Origin of the sequence: Guyparkeria sp. TX1 (assembly GCF_046523965.1) — a bacterium.
In the GTDB taxonomy this organism is placed as follows: Bacteria; Pseudomonadota; Gammaproteobacteria; order Halothiobacillales; family Halothiobacillaceae; genus Guyparkeria.
Genome location: NZ_CP144142.1, coordinates 798,112 through 812,186 on the forward strand (window position 1 = coordinate 798,112; position 14,075 = coordinate 812,186).

Sequence of the window (14,075 nt, forward strand, 5' to 3'; positions counted from 1 at the left end):
AGAAAGCGTAGGAGCGCCTTCAGGCGCGATGGGAGAAAGCCTTCCTTCCCCTACGCATCGCGGCTAAAGCCGCTCCTACGGCGCCCGCTCCCACAGTGGGGCTTCGATTTCTCGGGGTGCCAAACCAAACGGGCCGCGGCCGACCGGGTGGTCAGTCGCGGCCCGTGATGGCCGTGGTGTCGTTGCCGATCAGGCCGAGACGGAGGCCTGCTGGCTGTCGGCCGGCTCGTCGAGCTGGCAGCCGTCGGGGATCAGCGGGGTCAGGCCGAGCTTCTCGAACATCGCCTCGTCCGCTGCGGCGTCGGCGTTCTCGGTGGTCAGGAGCTTCTCGCCGTAGAAGATGCTGTTGGCCCCGGCGAAGAAGCACCAGGCCTGGATCGCCTCGCTCAGTCCCTCGCGGCCGGCGGACAGGCGCACGTGCGAGCTCGGCATCAGGATGCGGGCCACGGCGATGGTGCGGATAAACTCGATCGGGTCGAGCGCCGGGACGTCGGCCATCGGCGTGCCCGGGATGCGCACCAGCATGTTCAGCGGCACGGATTCCGGCGCGCGCTCGAGATTAGCCAGCGTGGTCAAAAACGACGCGCGATCCTCGCGCGATTCGCCCATGCCGAGGATGCCGCCGGAGCAGACGTTGATGCCGGCCTCGCGCACGTGGTCGAGCGTCTCGAGGCGGTCGTCGATCGAGCGGGTGGTGATTACCTGGTCGTAGAACTCGGCCGAGGTGTCGATATTGTGGTTGTAGTAGTCGAGCCCGGCTTCCTTGAGGCGGCCGGCCTGCTCGGGTTTGAGCATGCCGAGCGTGACGCAGGCTTCCATGCCGGTCTCCTTGACCACGCGCACCATGTCGATCACCCGCTCGAGCTGGGTATCGGTGGGGTTGCGCCAGGCCGCGCCCATGCAGAATCGCGATGCGCCCTTCTCGCGCGCCCGGCGGGCGGCGGTGCGCACCTCGTCGAGCGGCAGTAGACGCTCGCGCTCGAGGCCGGTGTCGTAGCGCGCGCTCTGCGAGCAGTACTTGCAGTCTTCCGGGCAGGCGCCGGTCTTGATCGATAGCAGGGTGCTGACCTGGACCGCGTTGGGGTCGAAGTGCTCGCGATGCACCGTCTGGGCCTGGAAAAGCAGGTCGTTGAAGGGCTTGGCGAACAGGTCGAGCGCTTGTTGCTTGCTCCAGCGCGGGCGGGTCATGGGAATCAGTTATCCTCGAACGATTCGGGCGGTTCGGTGAAGGAATCTTCCCAGGTATCTTGCTTGATCCGGTAGAGGTCGTAAAGCGACCAGGGGATCAGGATCACCGCGGCGATCACCCAGAGGACCAGGTAGAAGGTCAGGCTCGGCGGGGCGAACACGGCGACTACCATCGCGGTGCCGGCCACGCCGTAGAAGCGATAGGCGGCCCACTGGGTGTAGTAGCCCACCTTGGGGTTGGGGTGGTGCTTGTTCAGGGCGTAGACCAGCATGGACAGGCCGGTCCAGAAGATCGCCAGCGGCAGCGGCACGATCATCGCGACGATGTTGCCCCAGTTGAACCAGGTGGCGGCCCGCCGGGCCGACTTGCCGGAGATGCGGGTCGGGGTGTGCTCGTCGTTTGTGTCGAACGTTTCGGCGGATGCATCGTGGCTCATGATGAAACGACCTCTAAATATGCGTATGGGATGCAGATTAGCATGGAATGGATGCCCTCGCGACGGTGGCGCTGGTTCGACGCGCCCTGTCATCTCTGCCGCCTCGATACCGTCGATGCCGATGGTCTGTGCCCGGACTGCCGCCGCGAATGGCGCGCCGCGCTGGGCCAAGCACGTTGCCGAACCTGCGGGTTGATCCTTGCTGGCGACCTAGCCGCCGGGGCGGGGGACGAGACCTGTGCGGCCTGTGTCGGTCGGCGATCACCGTTCGAACGCGTGGTCGCGGCGGTCGATCTCGATCCGGCGGTGCGCGCGCTGATCCACCGGCTCAAGTACCGTCAGGATTTCAGCGTCGTTCCGCTGTTGCAAGCCACGCTGATCGAGGCCGTCGCCGGGCAGGAGGAGGCGGCGAGAATCGATGCGCTGGTGCCCATGCCCCTGCACCCGAGGCAGCGCCGTCGACGCGGTTTCAACCAGGCCTGGCTGCTGGCCGACGGGCTGGCCCGCGCCACCGGCGTGCCGTTGCTGCGTCGCGGGGTGCGGCGGGTGCGGGATACCGGCTCGTTGACCGAGCTTGCGGCCCGTGCCCGTCGTGGTGCCCTGCGTGGGGCCTTTGTCGCCGACGGGCCGATCCCCGAACGGGTCGCGATCGTCGATGACGTGTTGACCACCGGCGCGAGTGCCGAGGCGCTGGCGGCGGCCTTGCGGCTAGGTGGCGCGAGAGCCGTGTCCATCTGGGCGCTGGCGCGCACGCCCTAACCCGGATATTTCATGAAATCCACGCGCCCTCGCTAGCTTGTTGACCGCACACGGGATTTTCTTCCGTCGACCGTATTCCCTGATACGGCACTCCGTCAGAAAAACCCGTGTGCGACCAACACTCTGCGCGATCTTCACGCGGATTCATGACATATCCGGTCTAGGAGTCTGGGCGGCAGAAGCCGACCAGACTCCTGCCCCAAGCACGCGCAAATGTGGCTTGTGCCGTGCCGGGAGTTTGGGTAGAATCTCGCGCCTTGGCCGTCCCGGCCGCGTACGCCCGTGGTGATTGTCAAATCCCGGTGCGATGCGATGGGACGGCGGCCCCGCCAGGGGCGAACCCGAAGACGATCAACCTGAGATGCGGCCCCGGCGGCATCCGACCCAACTTTCGAACCTTTACCAGGGGCAGAATCGAGATGAAAGAAGGCATTCACCCGAACTACCAGGCGGTGGTATTCCAGGACGTCGCGGCGGATTTCGCCATCCTGACCCGTTCGACCATGAAGTCGAAGGAGACCATCAAGTGGGAAGACGGTAACGAGTACCCGCTGGTCAAGATCGACGTATCCTCCGCGAGCCACCCGTTCTTCACGGGCAAGCGCTCCGAGGGCAGCATGGCCAAGCAGGTGGACAAGTTCCGCAACCGCTACGGCCAGAAGAAGTAAGATCAACATGGTCGCGTTCCCGCCAAACGGCCGGACGCAGCAAAAGGGCACCGCGGGTTTTCCCGGTGCCCTTTTTCGTGTGCGCTCGATGGGGCTGAGCTGGCTGCTCGCCGCGCTGGTCGTCTCGAGCGGCTGCGTGGCCGAGGAGCCGCCGCAGCCGCCCTCGGGTGACTGTGCCCCGCCGCCCGAACTGTCGATCGAGTCGGCCACGGTCAGCTACGTCAACGACGGCGATACCGTCCGGCTGTCCAGTGGTGACCGGGTGCGGCTGGTTGGCATCGACACCCCCGAGCTGGGGCGTGACGGCGCGGACGACGAGCCCATGGCCCGCGAGGCGCAGCAGGCCCTGCGTGCGTTGTTGGCCGAGTCGCGCAACCGCGTGACCGTGGTCGATGCCACCGAGGGCGAGGACCGCTACGGCCGCCGGCTGTCCTACCTCTACTTGCCGGACGGGCGCTCGGTGCAGGCGCGGTTGCTCGAGCAGGGCATGGCGATGGCGGTGTTCGTCGCCCCGAATCTGGAACTGGCCGACTGCCTCATGGCCCGCGAGCAACGCGCGCGGCAGGACGAGCGCGGCATCTGGTCACTGCCCGCCTACGATCCGGGCCTGCCGTCGGCCCGGGGCATTCCCGAGCACGTGCAGGGCGCGGCGATCGTCCGCGGCCGCGTGGAGTCGGTGGGCGAAAGCCGGCGCAATATCTGGCTCAACCTGGAGGGTCGGGTGGCCGTGCGCATCGATAAGGCCGATCTCGAGCGTTTCCCCGGCTGGGATTTCGACGCGCTGGAAGGCGAGGAACTGCGGGCGCGTGGCTGGATCGTGCATCACAGCAACCGCTACCAGGACTGGTTCATCCCGGTGGATTCGGCGCACGCGCTTGAGCGGCTCGACTGACGAGCGGGCAAACGGAAGGAAAAAAGGGCGAACCTAACCGGGTTCGCCCTTTTTTCGTCGGAGTGCGGCAATCGGGTCAGCGTTCGGCCAGCCAGTCGCGCGGGCGCAGGAACTCGTCGTAGAGACGTGCCTCTTCGCTGCCGGGCTCCGGGTGGTAGTCGTAGCGCCAGTCGGCGCGCGGCGGCATCGACATCAGGATCGATTCGGTGCGCCCGCCGGACTGCAGCCCGAACAGCGTGCCGCGGTCATAGACCAGATTGAATTCCACGTAGCGCCCGCGGCGGTAGGCCTGGAATGCGCGCTCGCGCTCGCCATAGGGCGTGTCCTTGCGCTTTTCCACCAGCGGCAGGTAAGCCGGCAGGTAGTGATCGCCCACCGAGCGCATGAAGCCGAAGGCGGTGTCGAAGTCGACCTGGCCGTCGGCGCCGTAGTCGTCGAAGAACAGACCGCCCACGCCGCGCGGCTCGGCTCGATGCTTGAGCCAGAAGTACTCGTCGCACCACTGCTTGAAGCGCGGGTAGTGGTCGTCACCGAAGGGCCGGCAGGCGGCCTCGGCCTGTTCGTGCCAGTGCACCGCGTCCTCGGTGAAGCCGTAGTAGGGCGTGAGATCAAACCCGCCGCCGAACCACCACACCGGCTCGACCCCTTCCTTCTGTGCCTGGAAAAAGCGCACGTTGGCGTGTGAGGTGGGTACGTAGGGATTGCGGGGATGGATGACCAGCGAGACACCCATCGCCTCGAACGAGCCGCCGGCCAGATCTGGTCGGTGGGCCGTGGCCGAGGGCGGCAGCTTGTTGCCGGTCACGTGCGAGAAGTTGATCCCGGCACGCTCGAAGGTGGAGCCGTCCTCGAGGATGCGGCCGCGGCCCTCGCCATTGAGGTGATCGCCCGGCGGACGTTTCCAGTCGTCGTGAAGAAAGCGCGTGCCGTCTTCCTGACCTTCGAGGCCGGCGACGATCCGGTCCTGCAGGTCGATGAGGTAGTCACGAATGGCCTGGAGGTCGGCCTGTGTATCGGCCTGGTTGTCCGCCATGTCAGCTCCTGATGGTCCGCCCGGTGGGCCAGTGGATGATCTGGGAGGGGCGGGCGCGCCGGTCGACGCTGCCCGGGATGATCTGGACGTCGGCACGGGCGAACAGGCGCCGTGCCGTCAGCGCGTCGCGGGCCGACGGCCGGCCGCTGATATTGGCGCTGGTGGAGACGATCGGCCCGCCGAAGGCGCGACTGATCGCGCGCGCGGTCTCGTGCGCCGGGACTCGCAGGGCGATCTCCTTGCGCCCGCCAGTCAGCCAGGGCGGCACGCCGTCGGCCGCGGGCACGATAATGGTGCGTGCCGCCGGCCAGTCGGCCGCGATGCGGTCCCATTCCTCGGCGCTCACCGCGGCGAAGGGCTGGAGCATCTCCGGCGTGTCGGCGATCAGGATCAGCCCCTTGCCCACGTCGCGCTGCTTGAGCGCGAGCAGGCGCATGACCGCGAACGGATCGAGCGGCGCACAGCCCAAGCCGAAGACCGCCTCGGTCGGGTAGGCGATCAGCCCACCGTCATCGAGGTGGCGGGCGATCTCGCGCAGGTGGAACGGCGACGGGACGCTCATTCGGCCTTGTCGCCGGAGGCGCTTTTCGGCGCGCTATTCTTGGCGGCGGTCTTCTTCGCCGTGGTCTTTTTCGCCGGGGCCTTCTTGGCCGTGGCCTTGCTCGCTGTCTTCTTGGCTGTCGCCTTCGTGGTGGCCTTGGCTGCGGTCTTGGTGGTCGTCGCCTTCTTGGCGGCGGCCTTGGGCGCAGCCTTGCGACCCCGGCCCTTGCGTTCCGGGGCCTTGGCGATCATCTCAATCGCCTGCTCGTGGGTGATCGCCTTGGGGTCGTCGTCCTTGGGGATCTTGGCGTTCTTTTTGCCGTCGGTCACGTAAGGGCCGTAGCGACCGTTGAGCACCTGGATGCCGTCGTCGAACTCGTTAATGATCCGGTTCTTCTCGGCGAGCTTCTTGACCTCGATGATCTCCAGCGCGCGCGGCAGTTCGACGGTGTAAGGGTCGTCGTCCTTGCCCAGCGAGGCGAACTTGTTGCCGAATTTCACGTAGGGGCCGAAGCGGCCGATGTTGGCCTCGACCGGCTCGCCCTCGGGGGTCTCGCCGAGCTTGCGCGGCAGCTTGAACAGCTCCATGGCCTCGTCGAGCGTGATGGTGGCTATGCTCTGGTGCGGGCGCAGCGAGGCGAACTTGGGCTTTTCCTCGTCGTCCTTGGTGCCGATCTGCACGAACGGCCCGAAGCGGCCCAGGCGGGCAACCACCGGCTTGCCGCTCTTGGGATCGGTGCCGAGCTCGCGGCCTTGGGCGGCCTCCTGGCGGGAGACGTTCTGCTGGGTGTGCTCGATGCGCTTGGAGAACGGCTCCCAGAATTCGCGCAGCAGCGGCACCCAGTCCATCTCGCCGCGCGAGACGGCGTCGAGCTCGTCCTCGAGCTTGGCGGTGAACTCGTAGTCGACCACATCGCGGAAGTATTCGGTCAGGAAACCGTTGACCACGCGGCCCATGTCGGTGGGCTTGAAGCGACGCTGCTCGAGCTCGACGTATTCACGCGAGCGCAGCGTGGAGATGATGCTGGCGTAGGTCGACGGGCGGCCGATGCCGTATTGCTCGAGCGTCTTGACCAGGCTTGCCTCGGTGAAGCGCGGCGGTGGCTCGGTGAAGTGCTGGGTGGCGTTGATCGCGGCGAGCTCGATCTGCTGGCCTTCCTCCAGCGGCGGCAGGCGACGATCGTCGTCCTTGTCGGAGGCCTGGTCGTCCTCGTCCTCGCGGTACGCGGCGATAAAGCCGGGGAACTTCAGGGTCGAGCCGGTCGCGCGGAAGCTGTGCTCGTCACCGGCGGCGAGATCCACGGAGACCTGGTCGAAGATCGCCGGATTCATCTGCGAGGCGAGTGTCCGCTTGAAGATCATCTCGTAGAGGCGGAACTGGTCGCGGTTGAGAAACGCGCGCACCTTGTCCGGCGTGTTGGCGATCGAGGTCGGGCGGATCGCCTCGTGGGCCTCCTGCGCGTTCTTCGACTTGGTGCGGTACTGGTTGGGCGTTTCCGGCACGTAGTCGGCGCCGTAGCTCTCGCCGATGTGATGGCGGATCTCGCCGATCGCGTCGTTCGACAGGTTGACCGAGTCGGTACGCATGTAGGTGATCAGGCCCACGGTGCCCTGGCCGATGTCGACGCCCTCGTAGAGCTCCTGCGCGGTGCGCATGGCGCGCGAGGCCGTCAGCCCGAGCTTGCGCACCCCCTCCTGCTGCATGGTGGAGGTGGTGAACGGCGGGGCGGCGTGGCGCTTGCGCTCGCGGCGGTCGACCTTGGCGACGGTGAGCTTGCCGGCGGCGGCCGCCTCGAGGCGTTCCCGCGCGGCGGTGGCGCTGGTCTCGTCCTCGAGCGTGAACTGCGCGACCTTCTTGCCGTCGAGCTGGTAGAGACGCGCCGAGAACGGCTGGTCATCGGTGCGGCAGTCGGCGGCGATCGACCAGTACTCGCGCGGGTTGAACGCCTCGATTTCCTGCTCGCGCTCGACGATCATCCGCAGGGCCGGGCTCTGCACGCGGCCGGCCGACAGGCCCGGGTTGATCTTCTTCCACAGCAGCGGCGAGAGGTTGAAGCCCACCAGGTAGTCGAGCGCCCGGCGCGCCTGCTGGGCGTCGATCAGGTCCTCGGATAGCCCGCGCGGGTGGGCGATGGCCTCCTGCACGGCACGCTTGGTGATCTCGTAGAACACCACGCGCTTGGCCTCGCGTCCTTCGAGCAGGCCGGCCTCCTTGAGCAGCTCGTAGAGGTGCCAGGAGATGGCCTCGCCTTCGCGGTCGGGGTCAGTGGCCAGCAGCAGGGTGTCGGCCTTCTTGAGTGCCTTCTTGATGGCATCGACGTGCTTCTTGTTCTTGTCGATGACCGTGTAGTTCATCGCGAAGTCGTTGTCGGGGTCGACCGCGCCGTTCTTGGGCACGAGATCCCGCACGTGGCCGTAGGAGGCCAGCACTTCGTAGCCGGGGCCGAGGTATTTCTTGATCGTCTTGGCCTTGGCAGGCGACTCGACGATGACCAGGTTTTCGCTCATAGAATGTCTTTCGCTTGTGACGTCAGTGCAATATGGCGGCGTCTTCGAAGACGAGGTCTTCCATCCAGGCAAAGGCCTGTTCCTCGCCGGGTTTGGCGAACAGGACCAGCAGGACGATCCACTTGAGACGCTCGACGTCGATTTCGTCCTCGCCGAGGGCCATGGCGCGCTCGATCACCGTCTCGCGGGCGGATGGCGAGAGCACGCCGATCTGTTCGAGTTGCATCAGAAAGCCGCGGGCATCGACGTCGAGCATCATCTGCTCGTCGTCACTGTAGACCCTGAAGGCCTGGTCGCGTTCGGGGCCGGACTCGCTGCCCTGTTCCAGCACGCCTTCGAGCCAGGCGAAGGCATGTTCGATCTCGTCGTGGTCGAAGCCTGCTTCCAGCAGCTTCATCTGCAGGCCGGCACGCTCGTTTTGCGGGGGGAAGCGGTCTTCGTCTTCCATGTAATTCTCGAAGAGGAACATCAACAGGTCGAGAACGGTCTCTTTCATCGGCTCACCGGGACAAGATGGCTTGAGTCTGCGCGCGCGGGCGGGAATACATGGGAGCGGCGGCAGGCGCGGTCGGCAGGTTGTTCTAGCTCGTGCGGACGTACAGTCCACCGGGCAGGGTGGACACTTCTCCCGCCAGTTCAAGCATGAGGAGGATGGAGGAAACCTCACCGGCGGTCAATCCGCTCGCCTCGATCAGGGTGTCGGCCGGTTGCGGGTCATGGCCGAGCAGGTCGAGGATGCGCTGCTGGTCCGGATCGCGCACCGGGGCGGGCCCCTCGGTCGCCGAATCGGTCGCGGTATCGGCGGCCCGGCTCAGTACGGCGGCCGACGCTTCCAGTTGACGGCGCAGGGTGGGGGCGAGTTCCTCGAGCACGTCCTGACCGGTCTCGACCAGCTTGGCGCCCTCGCGAATCAGCCGATGGCAACCACGGGCCAGCGGGTTGTGTATCGAGCCGGGAATGGCGAAGACGTCGCGGCCCTGCTCGCCGGCCAGGCGGGCGGTGATCAGCGAGCCGCTCTTGACCGAGGCCTCGACCACCAGCACGCCGCTGGCCAGGCCGCTGATCAGCCGGTTGCGGCGCGGGAAGTGCCCGCGGCGCGGTTCGGTGCCCGGCAGCCATTCGGACAGGATCACCCCACCGCCGGCAACGATCTCGTCGGCCAGCGAGGCGTGTTCGGGCGGATAGATGTGGTCGAGGCCCGAGCCGAGCACGGCGATGGTGATCCCGTCGGCATCCAGCGCACCGCGATGGGCCTCGCCATCTACGCCCAGGGCCAGTCCGCTGGTGATCACCAGCCCCTGGGCGGCCAGGTGGCGGGCGAAGGCGCGGGCGTTCTGGCGTCCGCCGGTGGTGGGCGTGCGCGAGCCGACCATCGCGACCTGCGGCTCGGTGAGCGCGGCGATCCGACCGCGGGCAAAGAGCGCAGCCGGGGCGTCGGGGAGATCCTCGAGGGCGGCAGGAAAGTGCGGGTCACCGCGGGCGATCAGGTGGTGGGTCTCGTCGGCGGCCAGCCAGTCGGCGATTGCCCTGACCTTCTCGTCATCCGGGCGGGCCCGGATGACGCCCTCGGGAAGCCCTGCGAGGCGCCATTCGCCGCGCGGGCTGTCGAGGGCGTCCTTTGGGGTGCCGAAGTGCGCCAGCAACAGACCGAGCCGCTTGGGACCCATGCCGTGGGTCGCAAGCAGCTCGATCAGGGCGGTGGTTTCGTCGCCGTTGCCCGGGGCGATCGCCCGGGCGTTTGGCGAGGAGATCGGTGCGGGAGGCACCGCTTAGAGGCGACTTCCCTGAACCGGGGTCTGGGCGAGATCGCCCTCGTGGACCGGCTGGGTGGCCTTGATCACCAGCGCGTAGCTGACGCGGTCGTAGGCGCGGAAGACCATGGCGGTGCCGATCGGGTGATCCGGCAGCAGCACGGCCGGACCGTGGGTGGCCTCGCGGCCATCCTCGCCGGTGTCGCGCTCGGCGAAGCGGTCCTCGACCACGCGGCCGCGCTTGCTGATCTGCAGCAGGTCGCCGGCGGTCACGCCCGATTCGCTGCCCCGGTCGATCACGACCACCTGCTGGCTGCCCACCTGGGTGATGGCATCCGGCAGCAGGATGATGGTCGCGTCGATCGGGAAGGCCGGGATCTGCGGTGTAACGTCGCGATCGAAGGCCTCTTCGGTCATCTCGACCAGGCGGTCGCCTTCATTGACCTCGCGCACGGTGTCTTCGAGCTTGACGGTGGTCGGGTCGCCGGTTTCGACCACGTTCGCCTCGCCCTTAAAGATGGCGCGGTAGCCGAGATGCTCGTCGGTGCGGCCGTCGAGGAGCGCCTTGCCCTGCTCGACCACGGCGAAGCGTTGCTGCGAGCCGTCGAGCGGCGGGCGGACGTAGGCGGTGTCGCCGCTGCTGGCGTGGATCGAGCCCTCGCGGTTGGCGAGGATGTAGGGGGCGGCCTCGAACTCGTCCTCGTTCATCACCTGGTCGTGGGTCAGGAACGGGCGCACCAGGTCGAGCGGCACGGCGGTGACCGCCGGCGGCAGCGATTCGTAGCGGATGTGCGGGCGCAGACCGACGGACAGCCGCGGGCGGTCGCCGACGAAGACGATCTGGATGCGGTCGCCCGGATAGATGCGATGCGGGTTGGCGATTTCCGAGTTGGCGTACCAGATCTCGGGCCAGTAATAGGGGTCCTTGAGGAAGTGGTTGGCGATCGACCAGAGGGTGTCGCCCTTCTTGACCACGTAGTCCTCGGCGGACAGGTCACGGAACTGGTCGCGGGTTTCCTCGGCGGAGAGGGTCCGCTTGACCGGGCCACGCTCGGCGCCCAGCGGCAGGGCATCGGCGGACATCGGTTCGCGTGGGTTGACCACGTCGTCTTCGGTCAGTGCGCAGCCGGTGAGGCTGGCGGTCAGCGGCATCAGGCCCGCGAGCGCGAGTGCCGGGGCGAGTGCCAGGGGGAGTCCTTTGGTCGATCTCATCGTTACAACGTCCTTGGTGTCCGGCCGAGAGCAGCCCGCGTGCGAACTGTTCTCCCGTGATTGTCGACATTCATCTGGGTTCTGCCGAGTGCTGGCGTACAATGTATCCCCAAATACGGCTTGTTGTAAAAGATTTCGCCCTTACCGTCCAGTCGGTCAGCGGGCGAATGAATCGCCGTGCCAGTGACCCCACCGTGGCGAATAATTGAAACCAGTGACCGACGTATGAGCCTGCGAGACATCCTCATCTATCCCGACGACCGCCTGCGCGAGATTGCCCGCCCGGTCGATTCCTTCGAGCCCGCGCTGGCCGAACTGGTCGCCGACATGTTCGAGACCATGTACCAGGAGCGCGGTATCGGGTTGGCCGCCACCCAGATCGACGAGCATCGGCGGCTGTTCGTGGCCGACGTCAGCGAGGATCGCAGCGGGGCGATGGCGTTCGTCAATCCCGAGATCGTGGCCCGCGCCGGGGAAGTCGAATCCGAAGAGGGGTGCCTGTCGATCCCGGGGATCAACGAGACCATTCCGCGCGCCGAACGCATTCGCGTGCGTGCCCACGACGAGAAGGGCAAGGCCATCGAGCAGGATCTCGACGGGCTGCTCGCCATCTGCGTCCAGCACGAACTCGACCACCTCGATGGTCGGCTGTTCATCGACTACCTCTCGCCGCTCAAGCAGCAGCGCATCCGCAAGAAGATGGAAAAGGCCGCGCGCCGGGAGCGTGTATGAGCCTGCGCGTCGTCTATTGCGGCACGCCCGATTTCGCCGTGCCGGCACTCGAGGCGCTGGCGCGCCTCAACGAGATCGGCGGCGAGAAGGTCGAACTGGTCGCCGCCTACACCCAGCCCGACCGTCCGGCCGGGCGGGGCAAGAAACTCACCGCCTCGCCGGTCAAGCAGGCCGCCATCGAGCTGGGGCTGCCGGTCGAGCAGCCCCTGAGTCTCAAGGACGAGGCCGCCCAGGCGCGGCTGGCCGAGTATCGGCCCGACCTGCTGGTCGTCGCCGCCTATGGACTGATCCTGCCGCCGGCCGTGCTCGAGATGCCGCGTCTCGGCGCGATCAATATCCACGCCTCCCTGTTGCCGCGCTGGCGCGGGGCGGCGCCGATCAATCGCGCCATCGAGGCGGGCGATACCGAAACCGGCATCACCATCATGCAAATGGAGGCCGGGTTGGACACCGGGCCGATGTGGTTCAAGCGGATCGAGCCGATCCATCCCGATGATACCGCTGCCACTCTCCACGATCGGCTCGCGCCACTCGGTGCGCAGGCGCTGATCGAGGCGCTGCCGGCCATCATTCGGGGCGAGGGTGCGCCCGAACCGCAGGACGATGCGCAGGCTTGCTATGCCGCCAAGCTCGCCAAGCCCGAGGCAAAGGTCGACTGGCGCGAGCCGGCGGAGCTGATCGAGCGCCGCGTACGCGCCTTCAATCCCTGGCCAGTCGCGCAGACCACGCTGGACGGCGAGCCGTTGCGCCTGTGGGGTGCGCGCGTCGTCGATGGCAACGAGGGGGCGACACCCGGCGAGGTGATCGAGCTGAGCACTGATGGCCTCGTGTTGCAGACGGGGAGTGGTGGTTTGGAATTGACCCGCGTGCAGCGCGCTGGCGGCCGGCCGATTGCGGCCACCGACTTCGCCCGCGGGCGAGATCTGCTGGGGGTGCGGCTTGGCGGATAACCCACAGGCCGATCGTCAGTCCAGGCGCCGCCCCGATGGCCAGCGGGGGCGCCCGCGTCGCCGTCCCGGTGGTGCCGATCACGGCGGGGCGCCGCGCTCGCCCGAGGCCCTGGTCGCCGAGGGGTTGCTGCAGGTCGTCGATCACGGCCGTTCCCTCGATAGCGTGCTGCCCGAGCTGACCGCGCGGGCCCAGACCGCCCATCGCAGCGTGGTCCAGGCGATGAGCTACGAGGTGTTGCGTCACTATGAGCCGCTGGCCTGGTGGCGTGACCAGTTGCTCGACCGTCCGCTCAATCCGCGCGCCGCCGAGGTCGGCATGCTGCTGCTGGTAGGCCTCGAGCGCCTGACCGGCTCCAAGCGCGAACCCTCGCGCGTGGTCAACGCCGCGGTGCATGCCGCGCGCGAGCTCAATCACAACTGGGCGACCGGGCTGGTCAACGCCGTGCTGCGGCGTGCGGTGCGCCAGCTCGAGGGTGGCGAGACGCCGTTCGCCGAAGCGCCGCCGGCCGTGCGTGCGCGCCTGCCGGACTGGCTGTTCGGCATGCTGGCGAACGACTGGGGCGAAGAGCGCACCATCGCGTTGGGCGAGCAGCTCGCCACCCATCCGCCCATGACCCTGCGCGTCAATGCCGCCGAGCAGAGCGTCTCGGCGTATCTCGAGCGTCTCGCGGAACAGTCGATCGAGGCGAGCGCGACACGCTTCGCCTCGCACGGCGTGGCACTCGCCTCGCCGCTGGACGTCGAGCGCCTGCCCGGGTTTCACCAGGGCGAAGTCTCGGTGCAGGACGAGGCGGCCCAACTGGTGGTCGACCTGATGGCGCTCGCGCCCGGCCAGCGCGTGCTGGATGCCTGCTGTGCCCCCGGCGGCAAGACGCTGGCGATCCTCGATTCCGAGCCGGCCGTGCAGATGACGGCGGTGGATATCGACGTCACGCGCCTGGCGCGGGTGCAGGATAACCTCGAACGTTCCGGGCGTTACGCCGAGCTGGTCTGCGCCGATCTGACGGCGCAATCGATCGAGCCGCCGGGGAGCTTCGACCGCATCCTGGCCGACGTACCCTGTTCGGCCACCGGCGTGATTCGGCGCCACCCGGACATCAAGCGCCTGCGTCGCCCCGAAGACCTGGATACCCTGGTGCGCCGGCAGCGCGAGATCCTGGAACGGCTCTGGGCCTTGCTGCGCCCGGGCGGGCGCCTGGTCTACGCGACCTGCTCGATCCTCAAGCGCGAGAACGCCAAGCAGGTCGAGTCCTTCCTGCGCGACCACCCGGACGCGGTGGCAGTGCCGCTGGATGTCGACTGGGGTGAGCCGCAGGTGGTCGGTCGGCAACTGTTCCCGCAGGCCGACGGTCACGACGGCTTTTATTACGCGGTCCTGGAAAAAGCGGTGGCCGACGGATGAGGT

General features: G+C 67.5%; 14 protein-coding genes. 6 read left to right on the plus strand and 8 right to left on the minus strand.

Features of this window, described 5'->3' with window-relative positions:
- Positions 1-189 precede the first annotated feature (189 nt).
- Together bioB and VWP12_RS03795 are read right to left on the minus strand one after the other, a co-directional pair.
- Positions 190-1,188 (minus strand): biotin synthase BioB, encoded by a 999-nt coding sequence (bioB, locus tag VWP12_RS03790; protein ID WP_125198065.1) that lies wholly within the window; start codon positions 1,186-1,188, stop codon positions 190-192.
- A gap of 5 nt (positions 1,189-1,193) precedes the next feature.
- Positions 1,194-1,625, minus strand: coding sequence for a hypothetical protein (locus VWP12_RS03795; protein ID WP_410474678.1), 432 nt, complete (start codon positions 1,623-1,625; stop codon positions 1,194-1,196).
- 42 nt (positions 1,626-1,667) lie between these two features.
- Here VWP12_RS03795 and VWP12_RS03800 point away from each other — a divergent pair, with 42 nt between their 5' ends.
- The 3 genes from VWP12_RS03800 to VWP12_RS03810 all read left to right on the plus strand — a co-directional run bounded on the left by VWP12_RS03800 (position 1,668) and on the right by VWP12_RS03810 (position 3,944).
- Complete coding sequence (locus tag VWP12_RS03800; RefSeq protein ID WP_410474679.1) at positions 1,668-2,384, plus strand: ComF family protein; 717 nt, start codon at positions 1,668-1,670, stop codon at positions 2,382-2,384.
- A gap of 419 nt (positions 2,385-2,803) precedes the next feature.
- Positions 2,804-3,052 (plus strand): type B 50S ribosomal protein L31, encoded by a 249-nt coding sequence (locus VWP12_RS03805; RefSeq protein WP_410474680.1) that lies wholly within the window; start codon positions 2,804-2,806, stop codon positions 3,050-3,052.
- An 88-nt stretch (positions 3,053-3,140) separates the two neighbouring features.
- The gene (locus VWP12_RS03810; RefSeq protein ID WP_410474681.1) at positions 3,141-3,944 is read left to right on the plus strand and encodes a thermonuclease family protein; all 804 of its coding nucleotides are present in this window, start codon (positions 3,141-3,143) and stop codon (positions 3,942-3,944) included.
- A gap of 76 nt (positions 3,945-4,020) precedes the next feature.
- Here VWP12_RS03810 and hemF read toward each other — a convergent pair whose 3' ends face one another.
- From hemF to VWP12_RS03840, 6 genes are all read right to left on the minus strand, one after another.
- The gene (gene hemF / locus VWP12_RS03815; RefSeq protein WP_410474682.1) at positions 4,021-4,977 is read right to left on the minus strand and encodes an oxygen-dependent coproporphyrinogen oxidase; all 957 of its coding nucleotides are present in this window, start codon (positions 4,975-4,977) and stop codon (positions 4,021-4,023) included.
- A 1-nt stretch (position 4,978) separates the two neighbouring features.
- On the minus strand, positions 4,979-5,539 hold the full coding sequence (locus tag VWP12_RS03820) for an L-threonylcarbamoyladenylate synthase (RefSeq protein WP_410474683.1): 561 nt from the start codon (positions 5,537-5,539) through the stop codon (positions 4,979-4,981).
- Positions 5,536-8,025, minus strand: coding sequence for a DNA topoisomerase I (locus tag VWP12_RS03825; protein WP_410474684.1), 2,490 nt, complete (start codon positions 8,023-8,025; stop codon positions 5,536-5,538). The genes VWP12_RS03820 and VWP12_RS03825 overlap by 4 nt, the downstream gene beginning before the upstream one ends.
- 22 nt (positions 8,026-8,047) lie before the next feature.
- Positions 8,048-8,521 carry a DUF494 family protein gene (locus tag VWP12_RS03830; RefSeq protein WP_125198057.1) on the minus strand — a complete coding sequence of 158 codons (474 nt, stop codon included), beginning with the start codon at positions 8,519-8,521 and terminating at the stop codon, positions 8,048-8,050.
- An 85-nt stretch (positions 8,522-8,606) separates the two neighbouring features.
- Positions 8,607-9,791, minus strand: a complete 1,185-nt coding sequence (gene dprA, locus VWP12_RS03835; RefSeq protein ID WP_410474685.1) for a DNA-processing protein DprA — start codon at positions 9,789-9,791, stop codon at positions 8,607-8,609.
- Between the two features lie 3 nt (positions 9,792-9,794).
- Entirely contained in the window at positions 9,795-10,988 is a 1,194-nt protein-coding gene (locus VWP12_RS03840) for a LysM peptidoglycan-binding domain-containing protein (RefSeq protein WP_410474686.1), read from the minus strand.
- 225 nt (positions 10,989-11,213) lie between these two features.
- Here VWP12_RS03840 and def point away from each other — a divergent pair, with 225 nt between their 5' ends.
- Genes def through rsmB form a run of 3 tightly spaced genes read left to right on the plus strand, consistent with a single transcriptional unit; the run spans position 11,214 to position 14,072 of the window.
- Positions 11,214-11,720 (plus strand): peptide deformylase, encoded by a 507-nt coding sequence (gene def / locus VWP12_RS03845; protein ID WP_125198055.1) that lies wholly within the window; start codon positions 11,214-11,216, stop codon positions 11,718-11,720.
- Entirely contained in the window at positions 11,717-12,670 is a 954-nt protein-coding gene (gene fmt / locus VWP12_RS03850) for a methionyl-tRNA formyltransferase (protein WP_410474687.1), read from the plus strand. Before def ends, fmt begins: the two co-directional genes overlap by 4 nt.
- Positions 12,660-14,072: a 16S rRNA (cytosine(967)-C(5))-methyltransferase RsmB gene (gene rsmB / locus VWP12_RS03855; protein WP_410474688.1), complete on the plus strand. Its 1,413-nt coding sequence runs from the start codon at positions 12,660-12,662 to the stop codon at positions 14,070-14,072. Before fmt ends, rsmB begins: the two co-directional genes overlap by 11 nt.
- Positions 14,073-14,075 lie beyond the last annotated feature (3 nt).

Excerpts from the sequence above, each read along its gene's own strand:
- VWP12_RS03810 (WP_410474681.1), top strand. The coding sequence starts at position 3,141 with ATGGGGCTGAGCTGGCTGCTCGCCGCGCTGGTCGTCTCGAGCGGCTGC.
- VWP12_RS03830 (WP_125198057.1), bottom strand. The coding sequence starts at position 8,521 with ATGAAAGAGACCGTTCTCGACCTGTTGATGTTCCTCTTCGAGAATTAC.
- hemF (WP_410474682.1), bottom strand. The coding sequence starts at position 4,977 with ATGGCGGACAACCAGGCCGATACACAGGCCGACCTCCAGGCCATTCGT.
- bioB (WP_125198065.1), bottom strand. The coding sequence starts at position 1,188 with ATGACCCGCCCGCGCTGGAGCAAGCAACAAGCGCTCGACCTGTTCGCC.
- def (WP_125198055.1), top strand. The coding sequence starts at position 11,214 with ATGAGCCTGCGAGACATCCTCATCTATCCCGACGACCGCCTGCGCGAG.
- VWP12_RS03840 (WP_410474686.1), bottom strand. The coding sequence starts at position 10,988 with ATGAGATCGACCAAAGGACTCCCCCTGGCACTCGCCCCGGCACTCGCG.
- fmt (WP_410474687.1), top strand. The coding sequence starts at position 11,717 with ATGAGCCTGCGCGTCGTCTATTGCGGCACGCCCGATTTCGCCGTGCCG.
- VWP12_RS03800 (WP_410474679.1), top strand. The coding sequence starts at position 1,668 with ATGGAATGGATGCCCTCGCGACGGTGGCGCTGGTTCGACGCGCCCTGT.
- VWP12_RS03795 (WP_410474678.1), bottom strand. The coding sequence starts at position 1,625 with ATGAGCCACGATGCATCCGCCGAAACGTTCGACACAAACGACGAGCAC.
- VWP12_RS03820 (WP_410474683.1), bottom strand. The coding sequence starts at position 5,539 with ATGAGCGTCCCGTCGCCGTTCCACCTGCGCGAGATCGCCCGCCACCTC.
- VWP12_RS03805 (WP_410474680.1), top strand. The coding sequence starts at position 2,804 with ATGAAAGAAGGCATTCACCCGAACTACCAGGCGGTGGTATTCCAGGAC.
- VWP12_RS03825 (WP_410474684.1), bottom strand. The coding sequence starts at position 8,025 with ATGAGCGAAAACCTGGTCATCGTCGAGTCGCCTGCCAAGGCCAAGACG.